A 25,377-nucleotide genomic window follows, 5' to 3' on the forward strand; every position below is an offset into this window, starting at 1 on the left:
GTCAGCGCTGCGCGAGCAGCTCGTGGGTGCGGGCGCGCGCCCACTCCTCGGCGCCCAAGACGTCGTCGAGCGTCAGCGCGCCGCGCACGCCCTCATGCTCGTCGAGCACCCGGGCCACGGTGTCCACGATCTCCACGAAGCCGAGCCGCCCCGCGAGGAACTCGGCGACGCACTCCTCGTTGGCGGCGTTGAGCACCGCCGGGTGGGTCGGCGAGGCGGCGACGGCCTCCCGGGCCAGCCGCACGGCGCCGAACGCCTCCTCGTCGAGCGGCTCGAAGGTCCACGCCGTCGCCTGCGACCAGTCGCAGGGCGGAGCCACGTCGGGGACGCGATGCGGCCAGGACAGGCCCAGCGCGATCGGCAGCCGCATGTCGGGCGGCGAGGCCTGCGCGATGGTCGAGCCGTCCACGAACTCCACCATCGAGTGCACGACCGACTGCGGGTGCACCACGACGGTGATGTCCGCCACCGGCACGCCGAACAGCAGATGCGCCTCGATGAGCTCCAGGCCCTTGTTCATCAGGGTCGCGGAGTTCACCGTCACCACGGGCCCCATCGACCACGTCGGGTGGGCCAGGGCCTGCTCGGGGGTGACCCTCTTCAGGTCGTCGCGGCCACGGCCCCGGAACGGCCCGCCCGAGGCGGTCAGGATCAGCCGGCGCACCTCGGACCGCGCGCCCGAGCGCAGCGCCTGCGCGATCGCGGAGTGCTCGGAGTCGACGGGGATGACCTGGCCGGTCCGCTGCTGGGCCGCGGCGACCAGCGCCCCGCCCACTACCAGCGACTCCTTGTTCGCCAGCGCGAGCGTGCTGCCCGACTCCAGCGCCGCGAGCGTGGGGCCCAGGCCCACCGAGCCGGTGATGCCGTTGAGGACCACGTCGGCGCCGCGCGCCGCCAGCCGGGTCGCGGCGTCCGGGCCGGCGAGCACCTCCACGCCGAGCTGGCGCAGCCCGGCGTCGGCGCTGGCCCGGGTGAGCTCCGCGAGCAGCGGGCCGGCCGCGTCGGGGTCGGCCACCGCCACAGCCTGCACGCCCAACTCGATCGCCTGCCGGGCGAGGGCCGCGGGATCGGCGCCGCCGGCGCTGAGGCCGGTGACGCGGAACCGCTCGGGGTTCCGGGTGATGACGTCGACGGCCTGCGTCCCGATGGAGCCGGTCGAGCCGAGCAGGAGGACTGTGCGCTCACTCATGGCGCCATCATCCCGTGCCGCGGCGGCCTTCCCCGCATGCGAGGGTCACTCCGCGCCGAGCAGGACCTCCACGGCCCGCGCGAAGAAGGCGTCCACCGGGGCCTCCGCGTAAGCGTGCTTGCCCCTGCGCCGCCCGAACGTCGCCGAGCGGATGTCCTGCGCCGTCAACGGCACGCCCTTGTCGAAGTACGCGACGAGCCGCTCGCACAGGTCGTCCACGTCGTCGGCGTCATACCCCTGCTGCCGTCCCGCGGGCGGGGCGAATCGCTCGCCGTCCGGGCGGGTGAGCCGCCCGTACAAGGTGCGCGCCTGATCGGCGAGCATCTCCATCCAGGCCTGCTGCCCCCGCTCGGCGAGGACCTCCGCACGGGAACGGGCCACGAACGCGGCCTCCAGCCGGTCCAGCGCCGCGTCCACAGCCGACGTGACATACCCGCCACGGACCATGTCGAACGCGACGGAGCGCACGTCCTTGCCCGTCAGCGCGCCGGGCTGGCCCGCCTCGTAGACCGAGCGGGCGTGGTCGAAGAACTCGTCGACCTCATCCGGGTCGTAACCGCTGCGTAGCCGCGAGACCGTGCGGAACATGCCCTCACTCATCCCTGTTCCTCCGCTGCGAGCTGGCCGCAGGCGCCGTCGATGTCACTCCCCCGCGTGTCACGGACCGTCGTGGGAATGCCGTGCGCGCGCAAGCGTGCCACGAACTCGCGCTCGACGGCGGGATCACTCGCTGTCCAGATCGAGCCGGGCGTCGGGTTCAGCGGGATGGGGTTGCAGTGCACCCAGCCGCGCCCACGGGCGTTGAGCTTGGTCCCCAGCATGTCCGCGCGCCACGCGTGGTCGTTCATGTCCTTGATCAGCGCGTACTCGATGGACACGCGCCGCCCGGTGACCTCGAAGTAGTGGTACGCGGCGTCCAGCGTCTGGTCCACGCTGTAGCGGGTGTTGATCGGGATCAGCGAGTCGCGCAGCTCGTCGTCCGGGGCGTGCAGCGACACCGCGAGCGTCACCGGGATGCCCTCGTTCGTCAGCCTCGTGATCGCCGGCACCAGGCCCACGGTCGAGACGGTGATGTTGCGGGCCGACATCCCCAGGCCGTCGGGTGCGGGCGCCACGAGGGTGCGCACCGTCTCCATGACGGCCTTGTAGTTGGCCAGCGGCTCGCCCATGCCCATGAACACCAGGTTCGAGAGGCGGGTCGGCCCACCGGGGATCTCGCCGTCGGCCAGCGACCGGCTGGCACGCCGCACCTGCTCGACGATCTCCGCGGTGGACAGGTTGCGGGTCAGGCCCATTTGGCCGGTGGCGCAGAACGGGCACGCCATGCCGCAGCCCGCCTGGCTCGAGACGCACAGCGTCGAGCGGTTCGGGTAGCGCATCAGCACCGACTCGACCTTGGCCCCGTCGAACAGGTGCCACAGCGTCTTGACGGTGGTGCCGCCATCCGCCTTCATGGTCCGTGCCGCCGTGAGCAGCTCCGGGAACAGCTTCTCGACGAGCCGGTCGCGCGTCGCCTTCGGCAGGTCGGTCATCGCCTCCGGGTCGGAGGTCAGGTGCGTGAAATAGTGCGTCGCGAGCTGCTTGGCCCGGAACGGCTTCTCCCCCAGCTCCGTGACGGCGGCGACCCGCTGCTCCGGGGTGAGGTCCACGAAGTGGCGCGGCGGCTTGCCGCGGGGGCCCCTGGTGGTCGGAGGGGTCAGGTTCAGTGCGACAGGTGACTTCTGCAGTTCGACGGGTGTCCCGCTCATGGGCACCCCCTTCCTAGCGATCGATGTGCGTCGGATGCGCGAGCGCGCTCACACGACGGGTTGGAGCACGTTCAGGATGAGGTAGACGACCGGCGCCGCGAACAGCATCGAGTCGATGCGGTCCAGCAGCCCCCCGTGGCCCGGCAGCAGGGACCCCATGTCCTTGAGCTCGAGGTCGCGCTTGATCAGCGACTCCGAGAGGTCGCCGAGCGTCGCTGTGACCACTGTGGCCACGCCGAGGAACACCCCGACGACGGGATCCCCGTCGAACATCACGCGGAGCCCGACCACGCCCACGACGCAGGCCAGGACCACGGAGCCGAGCAGGCCCTCCCAGGTCTTCTTCGGACTGACCGACGGCGCCAGCGGATGCCGCCCGATCAGCACGCCGACGGCATACCCGCCGGTGTCGCTCGCGACGCAGAGCAGGATGAACAGCAGCACGCGCTGGGCGCCATCGGGCATCGCCAGCAGCAGCATGACGAAACCGGCGAGGAACGGCAGGTACGCGGCGGCGAAGATCCCGGCCGTCGCGTCGCGCAACGCCGGCGCCCCGTTGCCGTCGAGCACCCGCCAGATCACCACACCGCCCGCCGTCAGCATGAACGCGACGAACAAGGCCTCCGGCCCGGCGGTGTACGCCGAGACCATGATGCCGACATCTCCCACGATCAGCGGCAGCAACGGCAGGTGGATGCCCCGACGGGCGAACGCCTGCGCGAGCTCCCACAGGCCGCCCCCGATCGCGAGCACCGCCAGGAGGAGGAAGCCCTCCTTGCGGACGAACAGCGACGCGCCGACCAGCGCGAGCAGCAGCAAGCCCACCACCGTCGCGACAGGGAGGTCGCGGCCGGCGCGGGGGGTGCGCGCTGCGGGCGGCATGGTGGGCGGCACGGTGGCGGTGCGGACGGCGTTCGGGGACATCAGACCTCGAGCAGCTCGGACTCCTTGGCGGCGAGCACGGTGTCGATGACCTCGACGTGCCGCTTCGTCAGCGACTCCAGCTCCTTCTCCGCGCGGGCGACCTCGTCCTCGCCGGCCTCGCCGTCCTTGACGATGCGGTCCAGCACCTCCTTGGCGCGACGACGGATGTTGCGCACCGCGACGCGGGCCTCCTCCGCCTTCGTCCTGGCCAGCTTCACGAAGTCCTTGCGGCGCTCCTCAGTGAGCGCGGGCAGGACGACGCGGATCGAGTTGCCGTCGTTCGAGGGGTTGACCCCGAGGTCCGAGTCGCGCAGCGCCTTCTCGACAGCCGTCATCGACGACTTGTCGAACGGGGAGATGAGGATCGTGCGCGCCTCGGTCACGTTGAACGACGCGAGCTGCTGGAGCGGCGTCGGCGTCCCGTAGTAGTCCACGAAGATCTTCGAGAACATCGCCGCGTTGGCGCGTCCCGTGCGGATCGTCGCGAAGTCCTCCTTGGCGACCTCGATCGCCTTGTCCATCTTCTCTTCGGCCTCGAGGAGGGTCTCGTCGATCACCGGTGCTCCTTCGTCTACGTCGTGGGCTTGCGGGGCGGGCTGCGGTCAGTTCGCGGTGACCAGCGTGCCGATCTTCTCACCCTGGAGTGCGCGGGTGACGTTGCCGCTCTCGCTCATGCCGAAGACGCGCATCTTCACATCGTTGTCCCGGCACAGGCTGATCGCTGTCGCGTCCATCACCGCGAGGTCGTTGACGAGCGCGTCGGTGTAGGTCAGGTGGTCGAGCTTGACGGCCGTCGGGTCCGTCCGCGGGTCCGCGGAGTACACCCCGTCGACGCCGTTCTTGCCCATCAGCACCTCCTGGCAGTGCGTCTCGAGGGCGCGCTGCACGGAGACGGTGTCTGTGGAGAAGTACGGCATGCCGGCGCCGGCGCCGAAGATGACGACGCGGCCCTTCTCCAGGTGCCGGATCGCACGCAGCGGGATGTACGGCTCGGCGACCTGCCCCATGGTGATCGCGGTCTGCACGCGGGTGCTGACGCCCGCCTGCTCCAGGAAGTCCTGCAATGCCAGGCAGTTCATCACCGTGCCGAGCATGCCCATGTAGTCGGCGCGGGCCCGGTCGATGCCGCGCTGCGACAGCTCGGCGCCCCGGAAGAAGTTCCCGCCGCCGACGACGATCGCGACCTGCACCCCGCCGCGCACGGCCACGGCGATCTCCGCGGCGACGCGCTGCACGACGTCCGGGGCCAAGCCGATGCCACCGCCACCGAACGTCTCCCCCGAGAGCTTGAGCAGCACCCGGCGGGCCGGCTCGGCCGCTCCGTCGTGCGCTGCGGTCGCGTCCTGCGCCACGGTTCCTCCAACTTGCCGGTGGTGATGGTCCAGATGTGCGGGTGGCCCCGACCCCAGCGGGCCGGGGCCACCTGCCTCATGCGTGCGAGGGTCAGGCGCCCACGCGGAAGCGCACGAACTCCGTCACAGAGCCGCCGACCTCGGCCAGCACCTGGCCGACGGTCTTCTTCGGGTCCTTGGCGAAAGCCTGCTCGAGCAGGACGTTCTCCTTGAAGTACCCGTTGACACGGCCCTCGATGATCTTCGGCAGCGCGGCCTCGGGCTTGCCCTCGTTGCGCGCGGTCTCCTCGGCGATGTGGCGCTCCGAGGCGACCGTCTCGGCCGGGACGTCCTCACGGGTGAGGAACGTGGGCGAGAACGCCGCGATGTGCGTCGCGATGTCACGCGCCACCGAGGCCCCCGCGGCGTCGGTCGCGACGAGCACGCCGACCTGCGGGGGGAGGTCCTTGTTCACCTTGTGCAGGTAGACCTCGACGTGCTCCCCCGCGACCCGGGCGAGGCGGCGGACGACGACCTTCTCGCCGAGCGTCGCAGCGGTCTCGTCGACCACGTTCTGCAGCGGCGTGCCATCCACGTCGACAGCCAGCAGGGCGTCGGCGTCGCGGGCCCCGGAGGACACGGCGACGTCGAGGACCTTGTCGGCCAGCGTGATGAAGGTGACGTTCTTCGCGACGAAGTCCGTCTCCGAGTTGATCTCGACCATGACGCCCGCGGCGCCCTCGCCGTCCGGCGTGGGGCCGACGTGCGCGGCGACCAGGCCGTCGGAGGCCGAGCGGCCCTCACGCTTGCCGACGCCCTTGAGGCCCTTGACGCGGATGATCTCGAGCGCCTTGTCGGGGTCGCCCGCGGCCTCCTCGAGCGCCTTCTTGACGTCCATCATGCCCGCGCCGGTCTTCTCCCGGAGCGCCTTGATGTCCGCGAGGCTGTAGTTCGCCATCAGATGTGTCCGTTCTTCTCGTCAGTGGGAGCGATGGGTGCCGGCGTCACTCGGACGCGGCGTCACCCTCGGACTTGGCGGCCTCGTCCTCGACTGCCTCGACGACGGCCTCGGCGACCTCAGCGGCCTCGACTGCCTCGACGACCTCAGCGGCCTCGACGACGGTCTCGGCGACGACCTCGGCCGTGGCGACCTCCTCGGCCACAGCAGCGGCCTCGGCGCCGGCGAGGAGCTCGCGCTCCCACTCGGCGAGCGGCTCAGCCTCGGCGGCAGGAGCGCCCTCGGCGCTGGCGCGGCCGGAGTGGCGCTGCGTCAGGCCCTCGGCGGCGGCGTCGGCGATCACCCGCGTGAGCAGCGCGACGGCGCGGATCGCGTCGTCGTTGCCCGGGATCGGGTAGTCCACGACGTCGGGGTCGCAGTTCGTGTCGAGGATCGCGACGATCGGGATGCCGAGCTTGCGCGCCTCGTCGACGGCGAGGTGCTCCTTGTTCGTGTCGACGATCCACACAGCGGAGGGAACCTTCGACATGTCGCGGATGCCACCGAGCGTCTTGGCGAGCTTGTCCCGCTCGCGACGCATGATGAGGAGCTCCTTCTTCGTGAAGACGCTGCCCGCGACGTCGTCGAAGTCGATGAGCTCAAGCTCCTTGAGGCGCTGCAGGCGCTTGTTCACCGTCTGGAAGTTGGTGAGCATGCCACCGAGCCAGCGCTGGTTGACGTAGGGCATCCCCACGCGTGCGGCCTGCTCGGCCACGGGCTCCTGCGCCTGCTTCTTGGTGCCGACGAAGAGGATGGTGCCGCCGTGGGCGACGGTCTCCTTGACGAAGTCGAACGCGGCGTCGATGTACGTCAGCGACTGCTGCAGGTCGACGATGTAGATGCCGTTGCGCTCGGTGAAGATGAAGCGCTTCATCTTGGGGTTCCAGCGGCGGGTCTGGTGTCCGAAGTGGACACCGCTCTCGAGCAGCTGGCGCATGGTCACGACGGCCATGGCACGTCCTTTCGGTGCGCGCCTGCCAGCGCGCACGTCTGGGCGGGCCCCTGTGCGGGACCCGCATCTCGGTTGTCGGCTCCGGTCACATGACCGGCGCCCCTGGCGCCACGTCGTCGCTGGCGCCGGGCTCAGGAGCCCGGACCGCTGCCAGCGCCGACCCTCGACCTAGACCGCCCCACGGGAGGGCGCTCGGAGGAGAAGGTGGCGCGCGATGTCGACCGGTGCGGACCGGTCGCGTGTGTCATCGTACCCGACTGCCCGACGCCTCCCACAGCGCACCCGGACGAGCGCGCGCCCACAGGCCGCCGGCCGCGCGGAGCCCGCCGCGTCGAGGACCGCGAGGATCCCGCCATGACGAGCCTCACCAGCGGGATCACCTCGGCGATCGCCGTCCTCGCCCTCGCGGGCGCCCTCGCCTACGGGGCGGTGTCCGTCGGGCCGGGACCCGTGGACGAGGGCGGCGCATCGTCAGCGGCGGCTGGCGGGCTCCCGCCGGATGGCAGTGCCGTCGACGAGGGCCACGCGGGTGGGCAAGGCGACACGAGCCGGGCGGCGGCGGGAGCCGGCTACGTCGCGCCGACCGCCACCCTCACGGTGCTGCGCCCATTCGAGCGGCCGCCGGCGACCTGGGCGGCCGGGCATCGCGGCGTCGACCTCGCCGCCGGCGCCGGTGAGGCCGTGCGCGCGCCAGCAGACGGGACGGTGTCCTTCGCAGGGTTGGTCGTCGACCGGCCCGTGCTCTCCATCGTGCACACGGACGGGCGGCGCTCGAGCCTCGAGCCCGTCGCGAGCGACCTCTCCCCCGGGTCCGCCGTGCGGCAAGGCGACACCGTCGGCCACGTCGAGTCCGGCTCGGCGCACTGCCCGCCCGTGTCCTGTGTGCACTGGGGCGTGCGGGAGGGCGAGGCGTACCTCGACCCGCTCACGCTGCTCAGCGGCGGCGGGCCCGTGGTCCTCCTCCCCGGAGGGGAGGACGTCAGGCGCGCTCCGACTCCGTGAGCTTCGCGCGCAGGCGCAGCATCGCCGCCGTGTGCATCTGCGAGATCCGCGACTCCGTCACGCCCAGCACCCGGCCGATCTCCGCCAAGGTCATGCCCTCGTAGTAGTAGAGGATCAGGACGATCTTCTCGCGCTCGCCGAGCTGCTCGATCGCCCGGGCCAGCAGGAACTTGGTCTCCTGGGCCTCGAAGCTCCCCGCGGGGTCGCGCGCCCGGTCGTCGCCGAGCGTGTCGATCAGGCTCAGCTTGTCGGAGCGCTCCGACCCCGCCCCCATCAGCTCGTCGAGTGCGGCGACGTTCACGGTGGAGAGCTGCGTGAAGACCGAGCGCAGCTCGCCGATGCCCACGTCGAGCCGCTCGGCGACCTCGGCCTCGCTCGGCGTGCGGTGCAACTCGCTCTCAAGCTCCGCATAGGCGCGGTCGACGGCACGCGCCTTGGTGCGGACCGAGCGCGGGATCCAGTCCATCGCCCGCAGCTCGTCGAGGATCGCGCCCCGGATGCGCGCACTGGCGTACGTCTCGAACTTCACGGCGCGGTCCAGCTCGTACTTCTCGATCGCGTCGATCAGGCCGAACATCCCGTACGAGACCAGGTCGGCCTGCTCGACGGTGTTCGGCAGCCGCATGCCCACACGCGAGGCGACGGCTGTGACCAGCGCGCCGTAATGCAGGATCAGCTGCTCGCGCACCCGCCGGTCGCCGTGGGCCTTGAACTCGACCCAGGCCAGCTCGATGGCCTCCTCGGCGGAGGGCGCGTCGGTGTCGTCGGCTGGCCGGACGAGATTGAGGCGGCGCTGCTGCGGAAGCGTGCCGATGGCCTCCGCGGTGTGCGGCTGGGGGATGACTCCCTCCGGCGCCGTCACCGTGGAGTGCGTCCGGGATGCGAGCAGCACGACAGACTCGGCCTGTGCGGTCATCTCGCTCCTCCTCTCGTCAGGGGTCATGCCCGGGGGTGCGCCTGCTCGAACGACGCCCGCAGCCGCTCAGCGGTCACGTGCGTGTACCTCTGGGTGGTCGCCAGGCTCGCGTGGCCCAGCACCTCCTGCACACTGCGCAGGTCTGATCCGCCCTGGAGCAGGTGGGTCGCCGCGCTGTGCCGGAGGGCGTGCGGGGCGATGTCGTCGACGCCGGCGAGCCCGGCGACCTCATGGGAGGCCGCGCGCAGTTGGCGCTGGTCCACCCGTCCGCCGCGGCGGCCCAGGAACAACGCGGCGCCCGAGTCCGAGGTCGCGAGCACGGGGCGCCCGCGGGAGGCCCAGTGGCCCAGCGCGTCGGCGGCGGGGATGCCGAACGGCACCACCCGCTCCTTGTCGCCCTTGCCCAAGACCCTGACGGTCCGCTCGTCGAGGTCGACGTCGTCGATGTCGAGCCCGCAGATCTCGCCCACGCGGGCGCCGGTCGCGTACAGCAGCTCGAGTGCCGCCCAGTCCCGCAGGTGCACCGGGTCGGCGTCGTCCGCGCGGGTCCGGGCGACGTCGAGGAGCCGAGCGGCCGAGTCCACCGCCAGGACGGTGGGCAGGTGCTGGGCCGCCCGCGCGCTGGCGAGTCGCAGCGCGGGGTCGGCGGGCACCCGGCCCGTGCGGCTGGCCCATTCGAAGAAGGTCCGCGCCGCGGCACCTCGACGCGCGAGGGTCGACCGGCTGCGCTGGGCGGCGGCCATGCTGGCGAGCCAGCCACGCAGGACGCCGAGATCGATGTCGGCGAGGTCGTCATAGCCCTGCCGCCCGGCGTACGCGAGCAGGTGCTCGAGGTCGCTGAGGTAGGCGCGCACGGTGTGGTCGGACAGCCCGCGCTGCAGGCGCAGATGCGTGGCGAAGTCGGCGAGCGCACGGACCTGGTCCGCCGTCGCCCTGACCTCGCTGACTGCTGTCATGCCCCTACCGTGGCCTGTCACACAGTCGGCCCACAAGCGGCCTCGCCCACAGTTCACCCGCTGCCTCGGAGATACCTCGCCGGATGTCCTAAACGCCGCTTCTCACAAGTCTTGTCGAGACCGAATTGTGATGTACGGAAGTGACTGAGCGGCCGCCCGTGCTGGCCGAGCGCGACCGGCCGACCACCCGGCGTCCTCCTCAGGCGCCCGCCCGTGGTGACGAGAGCCTCCAGCCCGACGGCGTCCGCTCGGCCTGCCCGGCCAGCGCGAGGACGCCGACAGCCGACCGCGCCTCCGCCACCGACAAGCCGGCCCGGCGTGCGAGGTCCTCATGGCTCGCGGCCCCGCGGCGCGGGAGGACGTCGAGCACACGCCGGGCGCCGGGGTCCAGGTCGTCGCCCGGCCGAGCGTCTGTGGCGGGGCCTGGCTCCGGGCCCCCGCCCGCCGTGGCCAGCCCGCCTGCGGGTGTGAGGAGCTCGAGCACCTCGGCGGTGTCGGTGACGCACACCGCCGCCCCCGAGCGGAGCAGGCGGTGGCACCCCGCTGACGCCACGGACGTCACCGGCCCGGGCACCGCGCCCAGCGGCCGCAGGAGCGCCGCCGCATGGTGGGCGGTGCTCAGGGCGCCCGACCTCCAGGCAGCCTCCACCACCACGGTGGCCGAGCCCAGCGCGGCGATGAGGCGGTTGCGCTGCAGGAACCGGCTGCGGAGGGGGATCGCGCCAGGCGGCGCCTCGCTGACCGCGGCGCCCCCGGAGGCCATCGCGGCCTCGATGAGGCGGGCGTTTCCTTGTGGGTACAGGCGGTCCACACCCCCGGCGAGGAGCACCACGGTGCGACCGTCGACCGCCAACGCGCCGCGATGCGCCGCGGCGTCGATGCCGTAGGCGCCGCCGGACACGATGCCGACCCCACGCGCGGCCAGCCCTTCCGCCAGGTCAGTGGCCACCCGCACCCCATAGGCGGTCGACGCGCGCGACCCGACGAGCGCCGCCGAGCCCCGCGCCAAGGCGGCCAGATCGTCCTCGCCCCGCACCCACAGGCACAGCGGCGCCCCCGGGCCGAGGTCGTCGACGACTGAGGGCCAGCCGGTGCTCGCCGGATGCAGCAGCGTCCCGCCGGACCGCGCGAGCTTGTCGAGGTCGCGCCGGGGGTCGAGCTCGGCGAGCCTCGGCTCCCACCGGGACACGGCGGTGGCCAGTCGCCGCCGCACCTGCTGGAGCGCGCCGCCGGGGTCGAGCGGCCCTGGCCCTCCGGAGGCCTCGCCCTCGAGGTCGCTGTCCACTCCGGGGACGCCATCAGGCTCAACGTCGCCACCATCCCCGGGGGCCTCGAACTCGGCGAGTGCGACCGCGACTCCCCTGGCGGCTGCCAGCCGCGCCCACCGCAGCGCCGGCCCGGCGCCGTAGCGGCCCACGAGCACGCCGGCGACGTGGTCGCCCGGCTCGACCAGCGAGCTCCATGCCGCCCGGGCCAGCGTCTCCGCGTCCCAGTCCCCGGCCGCCGTGTCCCCCGTGTCCCCCGTGTCCGCCGTCATGGCGCCCCCTGCCCGCGGGTGCGCAGGGCCAGTGCCTGACCGACGTCGGGCCGCCCGGGCGCAGCCCGCCCCGCCAGGTCGGCGAGCGTCCACGCGACGCGGAGCACCCGGTCGACGCCTCGCAGGCTCAACGTGCCACGGTCGAGGGCGCGATCGAGGTCGGCGCTGAGGGCCCGGTCGGGGCCGAGCCTGTCGCGGAGCCAGCGTCCGGGCACCTCGGCGTTCGTCCGCCACGGCGTGCCCGCCAAACGGTCGGCCTGGGCATGCCGCGCGTCACGCACCCGGGCGGCCACGGTGGCGGTCGACTCCCCGGGCCCGGCCGCGTGCGCCGAGCGGGCCAGCGCCCCGCGCGAGACGGCGTGGAGCTCGACCTGGAGGTCGACCCGGTCGAGCAGCGGTCCGGACAACTTGGTGAGGTAGCGCCGCCGCCGGTCGGGGGTGCACGTGCAGTCGAGCCCTTTGCCGACGTGTCTGCCGCAGGGGCAGGGGTTCGCGGCGAGGACGAGCACGAACCGGGCGGGATAGCGTGCGGCGCCAGCGGCCCGGTGGATCACGACCTCGCCGTGCTCGAGCGGCTGGCGCAGGGTCTGGAGCACCGCGTTCTGGAACTCGGGGGCCTCGTCGAGGAAGAGGACCCCGCGGTGCGCTCGAGAGGCGGCGCCGGGGCGGGCCACCCCGCTGCCACCGCCCACGATGCTAGCGGGGGTCGCCGTGTGGTGCGGGTCCTCGAACGGCGGGCGGCGCATCAGCCCGGCGTCGGCGTCGAACGTCCCTGCCACGGAGTGCACGGCGGTGACCTCGACTGCCTCGGGCTCGGTCAGGTCGGGGAGCAGGCCCGCCAGCCGCGCGGCCAGCATCGTCTTGCCGCAGCCTGCGGGCCCCACCATCAGCAGGTGGTGCGCCCCGGCCGCCGCGACCTCGAGCGCGGCGCGCGCGTCCTCCTGCCCCACCACGTCGGCGAGGTCGGCGATGACGCCACTGGCCATGCTGCCGTCGAGGTGCACCGCGCCGACGGGCGCCACGTCGGGAGCCTCGATGTCGGCGCCGCATCTGCGGGCCACCTCGGCCAGGCTGTGCGCGGCAGTCACCCGCGCGCCGGGGACCAGCTCGGCCTCCCGGGCGTTCGCCGCCGGCACCACGACGTGCGGGTGCCCGGCCGCCACGGCCGCGGCGACGGCGGGCAGCACGCCCCGCACCGGACGCAGGCGCCCGTCGAGGCCGAGCTCGCCCAGGTGGACCACGCCGCGCACGGCGGACGCGTCGAGCAGCCCGGCGCCCGCGAGCGTGGCGACGGCGATGGCCAGGTCGAATCCCGAGCCCGACTTGGGCAGCGTCGCGGGAGTCAGATTGACGGTGATGCGCCTGTTCGGCCACGCCAGGCCGCTTGAGGCGACTGCGGCGCGCACGCGATCGCGCGCCTCGCCGAGCGCGGCGTCGGGCAGCCCGACCAGGCTGAACGCCGGCAGCGATGGCGCCAGGTGCGCCTCCACCTCGACCACGTGGCCGCTGAGCCCCACCAGCGCGACGGCGAGGGTGCGCCCCAGCGCCACTCAGACCACCCCCACCAGGTGGTCGAGCTGGGCCGGCCCACGCCCGGTGAGCCGGATGGCGATCACGTCGACGCGCACCGAGGCCGGCCTCAGGTCGTGGGTCCGCAGCCATTCGGCGGTGAGTCGGCGCACCCGCGCGAGCTTGCGCGCCGTGACCGCCTCCGCCGGGTGGCCGAACGCCGTGCTGCGCCGCGTCTTGACCTCCACGGCCACCAGCTCGGCGCCGTCGAGCGCGACGAGGTCGAGCTCGCCTCGGGCGCCGCGCCAGTTGCGATCGAGGATCGTCCAGCCCGCCTCGAGCAGGAACCTCGCCGCCATGTCCTCGCCATGCCTGCCGACGGCATCCGTCGCGCGCATGTGACCACCTCCGCTGCCCACTCTCCTGGACGGGCTCCAGGCGCCCTGGGCGTGTGCGCGGAGCCAGTGGACGCGGCCGGTCCGGCGTGGCTTGGGGGTGGGCGAGCAGGCCGACGAGGGACTCGGCGGAAAACGCGATCCGGCCCGCCATGCCGGATCCCCACCACCCTGATAACTTCACAAAACCGGACAAAACACTCAAGGGGGAGTTATGACCAGCATGGCAAGACGTCGTCGATCTCCCGACGGCCCACGCAGGCTTGTGGTCGGCCTCACCACCGCAGCCCTCACCGCGCTGGTCTCGCTCGGAGCCGGCCCGATCGCCCAGGCCGCCGAGGCGCCTGTGGCCCCCGAGAGCTCCGCGGAAGCGGACACCGGCGCCGGCACGGCCGACTCCCCGGAACCGGCCGCCGACGCGTCCACGAGCGGCGAGAAGGCGATCGCCCTCGCCGACGACGAAGCTCCGTCGATCGACGACGGGTCGACGTCGATCGGAGAGGGATCGGCGTCCGAGCCCCTGGAGCCACAGGAGGCCCGCCCTCCGAAGCCGACTCCCACACTCACGGAGACGCCCGAGCCCACGCACACCGCCAAGCCGACGCACAGCCCCAAGCCCACGCACACCGCCAAGCCCACACACACGCCCAAGCCCACACACACGCCCAAGCCCACACACACGCCCAAGCCGACGCACACCCCCAAGCCCACGCACACCCCCACTCCTCCCCCGCCACGACCGGCCACGCTCGAGGTGGCCAAGGAATGGGTGGTGAACGGGGCCGCAGCCGTGCCGGACGGCGAGCAGCCCGAAGGGCTCGAGGCCACGCTCCTCCTCGACGGCGACAGCACCCCGTGGGGTGAGGCGCAAGACGGCTACTCGCAAGGCGACACCGTGAACGTCTCCGAGACGACAGACGTCGGCAACGTCGACCTGTGCGAGATCGTCGGCGCCACGATCCGTGGCACGACGATCGAGGGCACTGTCGATCTGGGCGAGTCGTTCGACCTCACTCTCGCCAAGGGGTCGAACGAGCTCACGGTGACCAACGAGGTCGAGTGCACCTCGCGCCTGCGGCTGTTCATGACCACGAACGACGGCTCCTCAGTCGCCAGCTGGACGCTGGGCGCCCAGGGCGGCGGCTCGACGATCGGGTTCGCCGACGGCCTCTCAGGCGTCGAGGGCCAGGTCTCGCCGGCCGCGCTCTACGAGCTGACGCAGAGCCCGGGCGACCCCCGGTACGTGTCGTTCATCAACTCCGGCGCTGTCGCGGGCACCACCGCCAGCTGGGTCTGCGAGCAGGTCGACGCCCAGGGCAACAGCATCCCGGGCTTCACCGACGGCATCGACGGCGACGTCGCCGTGCCGCTCGGATACCGCGTCGAGTGCACCGCCTTGAACCAGGCCGCCACGCTGCGGCTGATCAAGAACGTGGACAACAGCGGCGGCGGCATCCAGCAGCCGGACCACTGGACGCTGCACACCGAGCCAGTCGACGACGTCGACGGCATCGCGATCGTCTCCCAGCCCGGCTCGACCACGGGGTTCGCCGTCACAGTGCGCCCCGACACCGAGTACTACATCTGGGAGACGGCGCCGCCCACGCTCGGCTACACCCTGGTCGGCCCGACCTGCACGGACGGCACGACGTCCGTGCCGGTGCGCGCCGCGGGTGACGGCAGGTACATCGTGACGCTCGCCGTCAACACCGTCGTCTCCTGCACGTTCCTCAATGACGACGGGCCTGCCGTCTGGAAGTCCGCCAAGACGAGCAACCCGCCCACAGGGACGGCTGTCGCGAGGGGCGACCTCATCACGTACACCGTCACCGCGAGCTACGTCAGCGGCGTGGAGGCTCGTGATGTGGTGGTGGTCGACGACCTGGCGGGCCTGCTCCCCCACGCCGAGATCACGTCGGGGCCGACGGCAACCGCCGGCACTGTCGTCCGTGAGGGCTCGACGTTCCGATGGACGCTACCGGTGCTCACCAGCACCGAGACGCTCACGTTCACCGCACGAGTGACGGCCGCCGGCGTGGTGAACGTCGTCAACTCCATCACCCCGTCGACGGGCGGCACCTGCGACCCGTGCCGCACCACGCACCCGACCGCTGTGGTCGCGGACCCCGTGAACAGACGCCTGGCCGCCACCGGCGGGCAGGCGCTGCCCATCGGGGTGTGGGGGCTCGCCGCGCTGACGCTCGGCGCGCTCATGCTCGACATGCGTCGACGACGCCTCGACCGCCTCTGAGGGCGGGCTAGACGGCGGCGCCGGGGCAACCAGCCCCGGCGCCGCCGTTCATGTGCCCGGCGCCCCGGGGTGTGCAGCGGCCCGGGGTCAGCGCCCGAAGCCCGCCCCGGTGGACAGGTCGAGGTCCGCCTTGGCGAGCTCCTCGACGTTGACGTCCTTGAACGTCACGACGCGCACCGACTTCACGAACCGCGCGGACCGGTAGACGTCCCAGACCCACGCGTCGGCGAGCGACAGCTCGAAGTACACCTCGCCCGCGGCGGAGCGCACCTGCAGGTCCACCTGGTTCGCGAGGTAGAAGCGGCGCTCGGTCTCCACGACATAGGAGAAGAGCCCGACCACGTCCCGGTACTCGCGGTAGAGCGCGAGCTCCATGTCGGTCTCGTAGTTCTCCAGGTCTTCGGCGCTCACCCCGCCATCATCCCTCATCGCGGCGGGCGTCGCGCACAGGCGCGAGCCACGGCGAGGCGTCTGATCGGCGGGCTCACTCCCCCGCGTCGAGTCCCAGGGGCAGGCGCCAGCTGCGTCGGTGCAGCGGGCTGGGCCCGTGCTCGCGCAGGGCGCGGATGTGGTCGGCGGAGCTGTAGCCCTTGTTGGAGTCCCACGCGTACTGCGGGTGCTCCGCTGCCATCCGCGTCATCAGGCCGTCGCGCTCGCACTTCGCGAGCACGCTCGCCGCGGCGACGGAGGCGCAGGTCAGATCCGCTTTCACCCGCATATGGACACGCGGGGAGCCCACGAGGTCGGCGCCGGGCAGGTCCACCTCGCCGAATAGCTCGCCCTGGGCGGGCCGGCTCAGCCAGTCGTGTGAGCCGTCCAGCAGCACCGCGTCCACCGGGCCGACGCTGCGGGCCACCGACTCGAGCGCGCGCATCCCCGCCATCCGCAGCGCCGCGATGATGCCGACCTCGTCGATCTCCGCCGCGCTGGCATGCCCGACGGCGCGGGCCACCCCCCAGCGGCTCAGCGCCGGCAGGAGGGCCGTGCGGGCGGCCGCCGTGAGCAGTTTGGAGTCGGCGACCCCGGGCGGGCAGGCGCGGGTGCGGGCGTCGACCACCACGACGCCGACCGACACGGGCCCGGCCAGGGAGCCGCGCCCCACTTCGTCCATGCCCGCCACGAGCCGGGCGCCCTCGCGCAGGATCACGCGCTCATGCCGCAGAGCGGGGCTGCGGCGCACCGGGGCCGGGGGCCGTGGCGCTCGCGCCGGCGGCTCGGAGATGGGGTGCTCCAGCAGCGTCATGACGGGTCGGGAACCTCCGTGAACGTCTCGGAGGGGTTGCGCAGCAGCCCCATCCGGTCGAGCGGCCACACCTTGATGAACGTCGCGCCGACGACGTTGTCGATGGGGATCGCGCCGCCGCCCGGGTCGCCCAGGTGGTACCGCGAGTCCGCGGAGTCGGAGCGGTTGTCGCCCATCACCCACACATACCCCTCGGGGACGGTGATGTCGAAGGAGATGTCGCTCGGCGAGACGCCCTGCGCGACGTACGGCTCGTCGATCGCGACGCCGTTCACGGTGACGGGCTGGCCCGACCCCTCCGAGGCCACACGGTCGCCCGGCAGCCCGACCACGCGCTTGATCAGGTGCTCGCCCGAGTCCTGCGGGAGCAGGCCGATCCAGGTGAGCGCCTGGCTGACCTTCTCGGCGACGGCCCCCTGGTCGGCGGTGGAGCTCGACGGCAGCCAGCCGCCCGGGTCCTTGAAGACGACGATGTCGCCGCGGCTCAGGTCGAACGGCCCGGGGGTGAGCTTCGAGACGAGGACGCGGTCGCCCTCGACCAGCGTGTCCTCCATCGAGGCGCTGGGGATGAAGAAGGCCTGCACCAGGAAGGTCTTGACCAAGAACGACAGGATGAACGCGCTCACCAAGATGATCGCGGTCTCCCGGAGCCACACGGCGCCCGCGCTGCGGCGCCTGTGCTGCGTCACGGGAGCCTCCGGCTCGGACGTCCCACGTTCGGGTGCTCGCTGATCGGTCACCTGCACACTGTGCCATGTCGAGCAGGGCGTCACCTATCTGGTGCGAACCGGATGAGACCGGTCCCACATCGGATCGGCAAACGCCGACGGGCGGCCACCGGGATACCCGGGACCGCCCGTCAGGACGCGATCAACTCTGCTGGACTGCTGCTCACTTCGGAGCAGGCGTGTCCCGCTTCTCCTTGATCTTGGCCTTCTTGCCGCGCAGCGCGCGCAGGTAGTACAGCTTGGCGCGACGGACGTCACCGCGGGTGACGACCTCGATCGAGTCGATCGTCGGGGAGTTCACCGGGAAGGTGCGCTCGACGCCGACGCCGAAGCTGATCTTGCGGATCGTGAAGGTCTCCCCCACGCCGCCGCCGTGGCGGCGGATGACGATGCCCTGGAAGACCTGGACGCGGGAGCGGGTGCCCTCGACGACCTTGACGTTGACCTTCAGCGTGTCCCCGGCGCGGAAGGCCGGGATGTCGGTGCGCAGCGATGCCGCGTCGACCTGGTCGAGAGTGTGCATGTGATGTCGCTTCCTCGCCCTGCCACAGGTCAGCAGCGTCGTCGAGGCCGTGCCGCGCGAGCGGGGGCCTGATGGCTCATGGTCTGGTGCGTCCGGGGCTCCCTTGCGGGACCCGGAGTGGCCGTGGCCGTCTCCCCTGTGGCAGAGACGCGACCGAGCGCACCGAAGGATTAGTCTGCCACAGTGCTGGCAGGTCGGTGAAACGGGCCGTCAGGGCGTGGTCGCCTGCTCGGGCCCGCGCACGAGCCGGCCCTGCTCGACGGACCAGCCGAGCTCGGCGAGGAGCGCGAGGTCGTGCCGGTCGAGCCCTGCCGGGTCGAGAGCCGCCACGAGGTCGGGGCGACGGGCGGCGGTGCGCTGCAGCGCCTGGTCCCGGCGCCAGCGCTCGATGCGCGCATGGTGCCCGGACAGCAGCACTTCGGGGACCTCGTGCCCCTGCCACTGCGGCGGCTTGGTGTAGACCGGGTATTCGAGCAGCCCCGCGGCGCCGTGCGACTCCTCGACCAGCGAGTGCGGGTTGCCGACCACGCCGGGCAGCAGCCGCGCGACTGCCTCGACGAGCACGAGGGCCGCGACCTCTCCCCCGTTGAGCACGTAGTCGCCGATGGAGAACTCGCTGACCCGCACGCCGGGGCGCTGGCTGTAGTGCTCGGCGACCCGCGAGTCGATGCCCTCGTAGCGCCCGCAGGCGATGACGATCTGCTGCTCGCCGGCGAGCTCCTCGGCGCGGCGCTGGGTCAGCGGCGTGCCGGACGGGGTCGGCACCATGAGGTGCGCACCCTCCCCCAGCACGTCGTCGAGCGCCGTGCCCCACACGTCGGGTCGCATGACCATGCCGGCGCCACCGCCGAAGGGCGTGTCGTCGACGGTGCGGTGCCGGTCGGTGGTCCAGTCCCGCAGGTCGTGCACGCGCAGGTCGAGGATCCCGGACGCGCGGGCCTTGCCGACGAGCGACAGGTCCAGGGGCGCCAGGTAGTCGGGGAAGATCGAGACGACGTCGATGCGCACGTCAGCCCTCGTCCTCCGCGTGCTCGGCCGACGCGCCCGCAGCGGGGCCCGTCTCCTCGCTGACGACCAGGTTCGCGGCGTCGGAGGCCAGCAGCCCGCCGGGCGGGTCCAGGACGACCCGGCCCCCGGCGACGTCGACGACGGGGACGATCGCGCGGACGAACGGGATCAGCGTGCGCGCCCCGGAGGGCTCACGCAGCAGCAGGGCGTCATGGGCGGGCAGGTGCTCGAGGCCGACGATCTCGCCGAGGACGCGCCCGTCGACGTGCTCCGCGCGCAGCCCCGCGAGCTCATGCGGGTACCAGGCGTCCTCCTCGTCGCTCTCGTCCTCCTCGACGACGAGCTCGACGCCGCGCAGCGCCTCGGCGGCCTCACGATCGTGGACCTGGGCGAATGCCACGGTCCAGCGGCCGGCCTGGGAGCGGGCGCGCTCCACCGTGAGCGGCCCGGCGGACGCGGGGACGGTCTGGAGCACGGCGCCGACGGCCAGGCGCTCCTCGGGGGTGTCGGTGCGCACGTCGAGCACCACTTCACCCCGCAGCCCGAGGGCTCGGCCGATGCGGGCGACGGTGAGCTGCATGAGGTCCTCTCGCGAGAGTTCAGGAAGGTTTCGCCCCGCAGGGGGCGCAGAGCGAAGGCCCGGTCCCCAGGGTAGGGGACCGGGCCTTGAGTGCCGCTCGGGCAGCGGCCGTGGTGCTGGCCGAGAGGTCAGCGACGGTCGACGTCGACGACGTCGACGCGGACCGGGCCGTCAGCCGAGAGAGCCCCGACGACGGTGCGCAGCGCGCGCGCCGTGCGACCGCCGCGGCCGATGACGCGCCCGAGGTCGTCCGGGTGGACCCGGACCTCGAGGAGCTCACCGCGACGCAGGGACTTCGTGCTGACCTGCACGTCGTCCGGGTGGTCGACGATGCCCCGCACCAAGTGCTCGAGCGCGTCGTCGAGCATCAGGCCTGCTCGTCCTCGGACGCGGCCGGCTCGGCAGCCTCGGCGGCCTTCGCGGCAGCCTTCTTCTCCGATGCCTTGGCCTTGGCCTTCTCGGCGTCGAGCGCGACAGCCTCGACGGCCGCCGCCACGTCGCCCTCGGCCGGCGTGGCCTTGGTGCGCAGCGTGCCCTCGGCGCCCGGGAGGCCCTTGAACTTCTGCCAGTCACCCGTGATCTTCAGGAGCGCGAGGACCTGCTCGGTCGGCTGCGCGCCGACACTCAGCCAGTACTGCGCCCGCTCCGACGTGATGTCGATGAGCGAGGGCTCCTCGGTGGGGTGGTACTTGCCGATCTCCTCGATGACGCGGCCATCGCGCTTGGTGCGCGAGTCCGCGACGACGACGCGGTAGTACGGCGCCCGGATCTTGCCAAAACGCTTCAGACGGATCTTGGTGGCCACAGTGTGGTCTCTCCTGGTTTCTGCTGTGGTGGCCCGACGGGTCCATTGCTCGTGGGGTGAGCGGACGGGTCAGGCCGGAAGGACGCGGTACGGCCGGGTAGAGGGGCCAGACGCACCGAGTACGCGGGACATTCTGCCAGACGCGGCGCGTCCGCCCAACCGCTTCCCGGGCATGTCCTGGGCGGACGGCGCCGGCCGATCCGCCCGCTCAGCGGACGCGGGAGCCTCGGAGCACCACGGCTCGGGGCGCGGCGAGCGCTCGGATGTCCTCGCGCGGGTCGGCCGCCAGGACGACCAGGTCGGCGGGCTCCCCCTCGGCCAGGCTCGGGACGCCGAGCCACGCGCGGGTGCGCCAGCTCGCGGCGGCGAGCACCTCGCGGGCCGGGACGCCGGCAGCGACCAACTCGACGGCCTCGTCCGCGATCCGCCCGTGCCCGATGGTGCCGCCCGCGTCCGTGCCGACGAGGAGCTGGACCCCGGCGTCGTGCAGGTCGCGGACGTGCTGGTGGCGCCGGGCGTGCAGCCTGCGCATCCGCGCCGCGAATCGGGGATAGCGGCCGTCGGCCTGCGCGGCGATGGCCTCGAACTGGGCGACCTGCAGCAGCGTCGGCGTCACCGGGATCCCCGCGGCGGCGATGCGCTCGATCTGGCCCGCGTCGGCGCCGGTGGCGTGCTCGAGGCAGTCCACTCCCGCGTCGAGCAGCGCGTCGAGGGCCTCGCTGGAGAACGTGTGAGCCGTCACGCGGGCGCCGGCGGCGTGCGCGGCGCCGATCGCCTCGGCGAGGACGTCGGCGGGCCACAGCGGCGTCAGGTCCCCGTCCGCGCCGAGGTCGCGGTCGATCCAGTCGGCGACGACCTTGACCCAGCCGTCGCCGCGCGCCGCCTCCTCGGCGACCGCGCCGGGCAGGTCGGCGGGAGCGGCCAGCTCGCGGCCGTAGTGCCGCAGATACCGCTTGGGGCGGGCCAGGTGCCGGCCCGCCCGGATCAGCCGCGGCAGGTCGTCATGCTCATGCACCCACGCGGTGTCCGCCGGGGAGCCCGCGTCCCGCACCAGCAGCACGCCCGAGTCGCGGTCCGCCAGGGCCTGCGCCCGGGCGGTCTGCTGGTCCACGGGCCCGTCCGCGCCGAGCCCGATGTGGCAGTGCACATCCACCAGCCCGGGGACGGCCCAGCCCTCGACCTCCGCCACATCACCGGCCGAGGCGTGCGGCCGCTCGAACGTCACGCGGCCGCCGACCACCCACGCCTCGGCGGCCTCCCGCTCGTCGTCGAGGAGCACCGGGCCGCGCAGGTGCAGCACCTGCGCGGCGGCGGCCGGCTCTGTCACGCGTCAGCCCTTCACGATTCAGCGCCCGAGGAACTTGCCCAGCGCGCCCAGGTCGATCGTCGCCGGGTCGACCTGCTCCGGCTCCTTCGCCCCGCCCAGCCCGAACGCCGAGCCCTTGGGCGCCGCCGGCGCGATGCCCGCGGCGCGGTCGGCGGCGAGCCGCTCCTGCTCCGCGCGCTTGGCCGGGTTGCCGGACTTGGCGACCTTGCCCTTGCGCTTCGGCGGCGGGGCCACGCGCCCACGCGACTTCTTGCCGCCCATGCCTGGCAGGTTGCCCATGCCCGGCATCGGCATGCCGCCCGTGCGGGCCATCTGCCGCATCATCTTCTGCGCCCCGGCGAACCGGTCGAGCAGCCCGTTGACGTCACTCGGCGTGGTGCCCGAGCCGCGGGCGATGCGGGCACGGCGCGAGCCGTTGATGATCTTGGGCGTGCGGCGCTCCGCGGGCGTCATCGAGCGGATGATCGCCTCGATGCGGTCGACCTCGCGCTCGTCGAAGTTGTCCAGCGCCTCGCGCATCTGGCCCATGCCCGGCAGCATGCCGAGCATCTTCTTCATCGAGCCCATGTTCTTCATGGCCTGCATCTGCTGCAGGAAGTCCTCGAGCGTGAAGTCCTCGCCGCTCGCGATCTTGCCGGCCATCGCCTCGGCCTGGTCGGCGTCGAACGCCTTCTCGGCCTGCTCGATGAGGGTGAGCACGTCACCCATGTCGAGGATGCGCGAGGCCATGCGGTCGGGGTGGAAGACCTCGAAGTCGGTGAGCTTCTCACCGGTGGACGCGTACAGGATGGGCCGGCCGGTGACCGACGCCACCGACAGGGCCGCGCCACCACGCGCGTCGCCGTCGAGCTTGGACAGCACCACGCCGGTGAAGTCGACGCCCTCGGCGAAGGCCTGCGCGGTGGCGACGGCGTCCTGGCCGATCATCGCGTCGATGACGAACAGGATCTCGTCCGGCTGCACGGCGTCGCGGATGTCCGCGGCCTGCGCCATGAGCTCGGCGTCCACGCCCAGGCGGCCGGCGGTGTCGACGATCAGCACGTCGTGCTGGCGGGCCTTCGCCGCCGCGAGGCCCTCGCGGGCCACGCCCACCGGGTCGCCGAAGCCGGGGTCGACCTCGCCGTGGCCCTGGTTGCCGGGGTGCGGGGCGAAGACGGGCACGCCGGCCCGCTCCCCCACGATCTGCAGCTGGGTGACGGCGTTCGGGCGCTGCAGGTCGGCGGCGACCAGCAGCGGCGTGTGGCCCTGCTCGCGCAGGTGCAGCGCGAGCTTGCCGGCGAGCGTGGTCTTGCCGGCGCCCTGGAGGCCCGCGAGCATGATGACGCTCGGCGGGTTCTTGGCCAGGCGCAGCGGGCGGTTCTCGCCGCCGAGGATCGCGACGAGCTCGTCGTTGACGATCTTGACGACCTGCTGGGCGGGGTTCAGCGCCCCGGAGACCTCGACGGACAGCGCCCGCTCGCGGACGGCGCCGGTGAAGGCGCGCACGACGGGGACGGCGACGTCGGCGTCGAGCAGCGCACGGCGGATCTCGCGCACAGTGGCGTCGATGTCCGCCTCGGACAGGCGCCCCTTGGTGCGGAGGTTCTTGAAGGTCGACGTCAGTCGGTCGGACAGGGTGGCGAACACCGCTGGATCCTCACGCTCTTCTCGGGATCACGGACGTCCCAGCGTACCTGCCGCCCGTGCGGTCAGGTCGTCGACGAGCCGGGCCCGCCACGCGGTCCACGTCGCGGGCCCCGCGGCGGTCGCGTCGGCCTCCGTCAGGGCCCGGAGCAGCTCGAGCAGGTCGAGCCTGCCGTCGACGGCCTCGAGCAGCGCCGCCACCGTCGCCGGGTCGTCTGGATCCGCTGTGGTGGCGAGCTCGGCCAATGTCAGGTGGTGCCGCACCAGCCGGGTCACGTCGGCGGCGTCTTGGTCGTCGAACCCCATCCGCGTGACGATCGGCCCGGCCAGCCGGGCGCCCTCGGTCGAGTGGTCCCCCGCGCCGGGCCGCTTGCCGATGTCGTGCAACAGGGCGGCCAGCAGCAGCAGGTCGCCCCGCCCCACCTGCCGCCGCGCCTTCGCCGCCTGCGCGGCGGTCTCCACCAGGTGCCGGTCCACGGTGTGACGGTGGATCGGCGAGCGCTGGGGCCGGTTGCGCACCGCGGCCCACTCGGGGATCCAGGTGGTGACGACGCCCGACAGGTCGAGCGCTTCCCAGACGGGGACCTGCGCGTGGCCCGATCCCAGGAGCTGCAGCAGCGACGTGCGCGCCGCGCGGGGCCACGGGGCCTCGAGCGCCGGGGTCTGCATGAGGCTGGCCACCGTCACCGGCGACAGGGTCAGGCCGGTGCGGGCGGCCGTCGCCGCGGCGCGCAGCGAGAGCAGCGGGTCCTCCCGCGGCCGCGCGTCGACGGCGAGCACGATCTCGCCGTCGTGCTCCACAAGCCCCTCGCCCACCGGCCGCAGCCGGGGCGCCGTGCGGCGGCCGCGCACCAGCACCGGCTTGCGCGCGGGCCGCTGCAGCGCCTGGCGGGCATTGCGGACAGTCGTGTCGAGGGCGTACGAGATGATCCGGCCCGACTCCGCGAGGCTCGCGAGCAAGTCGTCCCGGTCGTCGAAGCCCGCCAGCTCCGCGACCTCGTCCTGATCGGCCAGCAGCAGGCGGTTCGTGTGCCTGCGGGTGACCACCTGCAACGCGTCGCGCACGTCGAGCAGGTGCGCGTACGCCGTGTCGACGGCGCCGTGGGGTCGGTCGGTGAGCCAGGTGGCGGCGAGGGCGGACAGCACCACGGCGTCGCGGATGCCGCCCCGGGCCTCCTTGAGGTCCGGCTCGATGAGGTACGCGAGCTCGCCGTGCCGCTCAGCGCGCTGCCGGGCGGTGGCCAGCAGCTCGGGCAGGCGGCGCCGGGCCGCGGAGCGCCAGTCGGCCAGCAGCGCCGACTGCGCGTGGTGGATGACCAGCGGATCCCCCGCCACCGGCTGCAGGTCGAGCAGGCCGACCGCCGCCGGCAGGTCCCGGGAGGCGACCTGGCGGCACTGCGCGAGCGAGCGCACCGCATGGTCCAGGTCGAGGCCGGCGTCCCACACCGGGTACCAGAGCCGCTGGGCGAGCGCCGACACGTCCTCGGCGCTGTGCCCCCGCCCCTCGTGCACCAGCAACAGGTCGAGGTCGCTCATCGGGCTCGCGTCCCCGCGGCCGATGCTGCCGACCGCGCCGAGCGCGATGCCGGTGAGCTCCCCGCCCGTCGCCTCCTGCCACAGCTCCGCGAGGCGGCGGTGGACGAGGTCCACGCCGGCGCGGCGCCGCGCGGCCCCGTCCTGCCCTGGGCCGGTGAGGCGGGCCGCGAGGTCGAGCCGTTCAGCCTTGAGGTCCCGTACCCCGATGGCTGCGGGGCACGGGACCTCGGCGGACCCGTCCTCGGCCGCGCCCCCTGCGGGCGGCCGTCCGTGTCTCATGTGATCCGTTGAACCGTC

Annotated in this window: 26 protein-coding genes; 2 read left to right on the forward strand and 24 right to left on the reverse strand. The window is 73.1% G+C overall.

Annotated elements, in window-relative coordinates:
- Position 1: 1 nt before the first annotated feature.
- The 8 genes from dxr to rpsB all read right to left on the reverse strand — a co-directional run bounded on the left by dxr (position 2) and on the right by rpsB (position 7,141).
- Entirely contained in the window at positions 2 to 1,189 is a 1,188-nt protein-coding gene (gene dxr, locus QUV83_RS02015) for a 1-deoxy-D-xylulose-5-phosphate reductoisomerase (RefSeq protein WP_289562178.1), read from the reverse strand.
- A gap of 45 nt (positions 1,190 to 1,234) precedes the next feature.
- Positions 1,235 to 1,789 carry a DivIVA domain-containing protein gene (locus QUV83_RS02020; RefSeq protein ID WP_289562180.1) on the reverse strand — a complete coding sequence of 185 codons (555 nt, stop codon included), beginning with the start codon at positions 1,787 to 1,789 and terminating at the stop codon, positions 1,235 to 1,237.
- Positions 1,786 to 2,937 carry a 23S rRNA (adenine(2503)-C(2))-methyltransferase RlmN gene (gene rlmN / locus QUV83_RS02025; RefSeq protein ID WP_289562182.1) on the reverse strand — a complete coding sequence of 384 codons (1,152 nt, stop codon included), beginning with the start codon at positions 2,935 to 2,937 and terminating at the stop codon, positions 1,786 to 1,788. The genes QUV83_RS02020 and rlmN overlap by 4 nt, the downstream gene beginning before the upstream one ends.
- Positions 2,938 to 2,985: 48 nt before the next feature.
- Entirely contained in the window at positions 2,986 to 3,861 is an 876-nt protein-coding gene (locus QUV83_RS02030; protein ID WP_289562184.1) for a phosphatidate cytidylyltransferase, read from the reverse strand.
- Complete coding sequence (gene frr, locus QUV83_RS02035) at positions 3,861 to 4,418, reverse strand: ribosome recycling factor (RefSeq protein ID WP_289562186.1); 558 nt, start codon at positions 4,416 to 4,418, stop codon at positions 3,861 to 3,863. The genes QUV83_RS02030 and frr overlap by 1 nt, the downstream gene beginning before the upstream one ends.
- 45 nt (positions 4,419 to 4,463) lie before the next feature.
- Positions 4,464 to 5,213 carry a UMP kinase gene (gene pyrH, locus QUV83_RS02040; RefSeq protein WP_289562188.1) on the reverse strand — a complete coding sequence of 250 codons (750 nt, stop codon included), beginning with the start codon at positions 5,211 to 5,213 and terminating at the stop codon, positions 4,464 to 4,466.
- A gap of 91 nt (positions 5,214 to 5,304) precedes the next feature.
- Entirely contained in the window at positions 5,305 to 6,150 is an 846-nt protein-coding gene (gene tsf, locus QUV83_RS02045; RefSeq protein WP_289562190.1) for a translation elongation factor Ts, read from the reverse strand.
- Positions 6,151 to 6,196: 46 nt separating this feature from the next.
- Positions 6,197 to 7,141, reverse strand: coding sequence for a 30S ribosomal protein S2 (rpsB, locus tag QUV83_RS02050; protein WP_289562192.1), 945 nt, complete (start codon positions 7,139 to 7,141; stop codon positions 6,197 to 6,199).
- Between the two features lie 354 nt (positions 7,142 to 7,495).
- On the opposite strand from rpsB, the gene QUV83_RS02055 reads away from it, so the two are divergent.
- Positions 7,496 to 8,143: a M23 family metallopeptidase gene (locus QUV83_RS02055; protein ID WP_289562194.1), complete on the forward strand. Its 648-nt coding sequence runs from the start codon at positions 7,496 to 7,498 to the stop codon at positions 8,141 to 8,143.
- Here QUV83_RS02055 and whiG read toward each other — a convergent pair.
- From whiG to QUV83_RS02080, 5 genes are all read right to left on the reverse strand, one after another.
- Positions 8,121 to 9,059 (reverse strand): RNA polymerase sigma factor WhiG, encoded by a 939-nt coding sequence (whiG, locus tag QUV83_RS02060; RefSeq protein ID WP_289562196.1) that lies wholly within the window; start codon positions 9,057 to 9,059, stop codon positions 8,121 to 8,123. The genes QUV83_RS02055 and whiG overlap by 23 nt on opposite strands.
- A 23-nt stretch (positions 9,060 to 9,082) precedes the next feature.
- On the reverse strand, positions 9,083 to 10,015 hold the full coding sequence (locus QUV83_RS02065; RefSeq protein ID WP_289562198.1) for a tyrosine recombinase XerC: 933 nt from the start codon (positions 10,013 to 10,015) through the stop codon (positions 9,083 to 9,085).
- 199 nt (positions 10,016 to 10,214) lie between these two features.
- On the reverse strand, positions 10,215 to 11,552 hold the full coding sequence (gene dprA, locus QUV83_RS02070; protein ID WP_289562201.1) for a DNA-processing protein DprA: 1,338 nt from the start codon (positions 11,550 to 11,552) through the stop codon (positions 10,215 to 10,217).
- Entirely contained in the window at positions 11,549 to 13,102 is a 1,554-nt protein-coding gene (locus QUV83_RS02075) for a YifB family Mg chelatase-like AAA ATPase (protein ID WP_289562203.1), read from the reverse strand. Before QUV83_RS02075 ends, dprA begins: the two co-directional genes overlap by 4 nt.
- Positions 13,103 to 13,459 (reverse strand): YraN family protein, encoded by a 357-nt coding sequence (locus QUV83_RS02080; protein WP_289562205.1) that lies wholly within the window; start codon positions 13,457 to 13,459, stop codon positions 13,103 to 13,105. It abuts the gene before it with no gap.
- Positions 13,460 to 13,670: 211 nt separating this feature from the next.
- Between QUV83_RS02080 and QUV83_RS02085 the strand changes: the two genes are divergently transcribed.
- Positions 13,671 to 15,707 carry a hypothetical protein gene (locus tag QUV83_RS02085; RefSeq protein WP_289562207.1) on the forward strand — a complete coding sequence of 679 codons (2,037 nt, stop codon included), beginning with the start codon at positions 13,671 to 13,673 and terminating at the stop codon, positions 15,705 to 15,707.
- An 87-nt stretch (positions 15,708 to 15,794) separates the two neighbouring features.
- Here QUV83_RS02085 and QUV83_RS02090 read toward each other — a convergent pair whose 3' ends face one another.
- From QUV83_RS02090 to QUV83_RS02140, 11 genes are all read right to left on the reverse strand, one after another.
- Positions 15,795 to 16,118 carry a DUF2469 domain-containing protein gene (locus QUV83_RS02090; RefSeq protein WP_227569741.1) on the reverse strand — a complete coding sequence of 108 codons (324 nt, stop codon included), beginning with the start codon at positions 16,116 to 16,118 and terminating at the stop codon, positions 15,795 to 15,797.
- Positions 16,119 to 16,191: 73 nt separating this feature from the next.
- Complete coding sequence (locus QUV83_RS02095) at positions 16,192 to 16,950, reverse strand: ribonuclease HII (protein ID WP_289562210.1); 759 nt, start codon at positions 16,948 to 16,950, stop codon at positions 16,192 to 16,194.
- Complete coding sequence (gene lepB, locus QUV83_RS02100; protein ID WP_289562212.1) at positions 16,947 to 17,639, reverse strand: signal peptidase I; 693 nt, start codon at positions 17,637 to 17,639, stop codon at positions 16,947 to 16,949. Before lepB ends, QUV83_RS02095 begins: the two co-directional genes overlap by 4 nt.
- Positions 17,640 to 17,841: 202 nt before the next feature.
- A complete protein-coding gene (gene rplS / locus QUV83_RS02105; protein WP_289562214.1) occupies positions 17,842 to 18,201 on the reverse strand; it encodes a 50S ribosomal protein L19 in 360 nt (119 codons plus the stop codon).
- A 210-nt stretch (positions 18,202 to 18,411) separates the two neighbouring features.
- Positions 18,412 to 19,209 carry a tRNA (guanosine(37)-N1)-methyltransferase TrmD gene (gene trmD / locus QUV83_RS02110; protein WP_289562216.1) on the reverse strand — a complete coding sequence of 266 codons (798 nt, stop codon included), beginning with the start codon at positions 19,207 to 19,209 and terminating at the stop codon, positions 18,412 to 18,414.
- Between the two features lies 1 nt (position 19,210).
- Entirely contained in the window at positions 19,211 to 19,789 is a 579-nt protein-coding gene (gene rimM, locus QUV83_RS02115; RefSeq protein WP_289562218.1) for a ribosome maturation factor RimM, read from the reverse strand.
- 128 nt (positions 19,790 to 19,917) lie between these two features.
- Positions 19,918 to 20,157: an RNA-binding protein gene (locus QUV83_RS02120; protein WP_066581989.1), complete on the reverse strand. Its 240-nt coding sequence runs from the start codon at positions 20,155 to 20,157 to the stop codon at positions 19,918 to 19,920.
- Positions 20,157 to 20,594 carry a 30S ribosomal protein S16 gene (gene rpsP, locus QUV83_RS02125; protein ID WP_289562223.1) on the reverse strand — a complete coding sequence of 146 codons (438 nt, stop codon included), beginning with the start codon at positions 20,592 to 20,594 and terminating at the stop codon, positions 20,157 to 20,159. The genes QUV83_RS02120 and rpsP overlap by 1 nt, the downstream gene beginning before the upstream one ends.
- A 208-nt stretch (positions 20,595 to 20,802) precedes the next feature.
- Positions 20,803 to 21,921 carry an amidohydrolase family protein gene (locus QUV83_RS02130; RefSeq protein WP_289562224.1) on the reverse strand — a complete coding sequence of 373 codons (1,119 nt, stop codon included), beginning with the start codon at positions 21,919 to 21,921 and terminating at the stop codon, positions 20,803 to 20,805.
- A gap of 18 nt (positions 21,922 to 21,939) precedes the next feature.
- The gene (ffh, locus tag QUV83_RS02135) at positions 21,940 to 23,547 is read right to left on the reverse strand and encodes a signal recognition particle protein (RefSeq protein WP_289562226.1); all 1,608 of its coding nucleotides are present in this window, start codon (positions 23,545 to 23,547) and stop codon (positions 21,940 to 21,942) included.
- Between the two features lie 27 nt (positions 23,548 to 23,574).
- The gene (locus tag QUV83_RS02140) at positions 23,575 to 25,359 is read right to left on the reverse strand and encodes a [protein-PII] uridylyltransferase (RefSeq protein ID WP_289562228.1); all 1,785 of its coding nucleotides are present in this window, start codon (positions 25,357 to 25,359) and stop codon (positions 23,575 to 23,577) included.
- Positions 25,360 to 25,377 lie beyond the last annotated feature (18 nt).

Source organism: Cellulomonas cellasea (genome assembly GCF_030372105.1).
Lineage (GTDB): Bacteria > Actinomycetota > Actinomycetes > Actinomycetales > Cellulomonadaceae > Cellulomonas_A > Cellulomonas_A cellasea_A.

Excerpts from the sequence above, each read along its gene's own strand:
- dxr (WP_289562178.1), bottom strand. The coding sequence starts at position 1,189 with ATGAGTGAGCGCACAGTCCTCCTGCTCGGCTCGACCGGCTCCATCGGG.
- rlmN (WP_289562182.1), bottom strand. The coding sequence starts at position 2,937 with ATGAGCGGGACACCCGTCGAACTGCAGAAGTCACCTGTCGCACTGAAC.
- QUV83_RS02085 (WP_289562207.1), top strand. The coding sequence starts at position 13,671 with ATGACCAGCATGGCAAGACGTCGTCGATCTCCCGACGGCCCACGCAGG.
- rimM (WP_289562218.1), bottom strand. The coding sequence starts at position 19,789 with ATGCAGCTCACCGTCGCCCGCATCGGCCGAGCCCTCGGGCTGCGGGGT.
- QUV83_RS02095 (WP_289562210.1), bottom strand. The coding sequence starts at position 16,950 with ATGACGCTGCTGGAGCACCCCATCTCCGAGCCGCCGGCGCGAGCGCCA.
- QUV83_RS02065 (WP_289562198.1), bottom strand. The coding sequence starts at position 10,015 with ATGACAGCAGTCAGCGAGGTCAGGGCGACGGCGGACCAGGTCCGTGCG.
- QUV83_RS02030 (WP_289562184.1), bottom strand. The coding sequence starts at position 3,861 with ATGTCCCCGAACGCCGTCCGCACCGCCACCGTGCCGCCCACCATGCCG.
- rplS (WP_289562214.1), bottom strand. The coding sequence starts at position 18,201 with ATGCACACTCTCGACCAGGTCGACGCGGCATCGCTGCGCACCGACATC.
- rpsB (WP_289562192.1), bottom strand. The coding sequence starts at position 7,141 with ATGGCCGTCGTGACCATGCGCCAGCTGCTCGAGAGCGGTGTCCACTTC.
- QUV83_RS02080 (WP_289562205.1), bottom strand. The coding sequence starts at position 13,459 with ATGCGCGCGACGGATGCCGTCGGCAGGCATGGCGAGGACATGGCGGCG.
- QUV83_RS02120 (WP_066581989.1), bottom strand. The coding sequence starts at position 20,157 with ATGCTCGACGACGCGCTCGAGCACTTGGTGCGGGGCATCGTCGACCAC.
- QUV83_RS02055 (WP_289562194.1), top strand. The coding sequence starts at position 7,496 with ATGACGAGCCTCACCAGCGGGATCACCTCGGCGATCGCCGTCCTCGCC.
- QUV83_RS02140 (WP_289562228.1), bottom strand. The coding sequence starts at position 25,359 with ATGAGACACGGACGGCCGCCCGCAGGGGGCGCGGCCGAGGACGGGTCC.
- whiG (WP_289562196.1), bottom strand. The coding sequence starts at position 9,059 with ATGACCGCACAGGCCGAGTCTGTCGTGCTGCTCGCATCCCGGACGCAC.
- tsf (WP_289562190.1), bottom strand. The coding sequence starts at position 6,150 with ATGGCGAACTACAGCCTCGCGGACATCAAGGCGCTCCGGGAGAAGACC.
- dprA (WP_289562201.1), bottom strand. The coding sequence starts at position 11,552 with ATGACGGCGGACACGGGGGACACGGGGGACACGGCGGCCGGGGACTGG.
- QUV83_RS02020 (WP_289562180.1), bottom strand. The coding sequence starts at position 1,789 with ATGAGTGAGGGCATGTTCCGCACGGTCTCGCGGCTACGCAGCGGTTAC.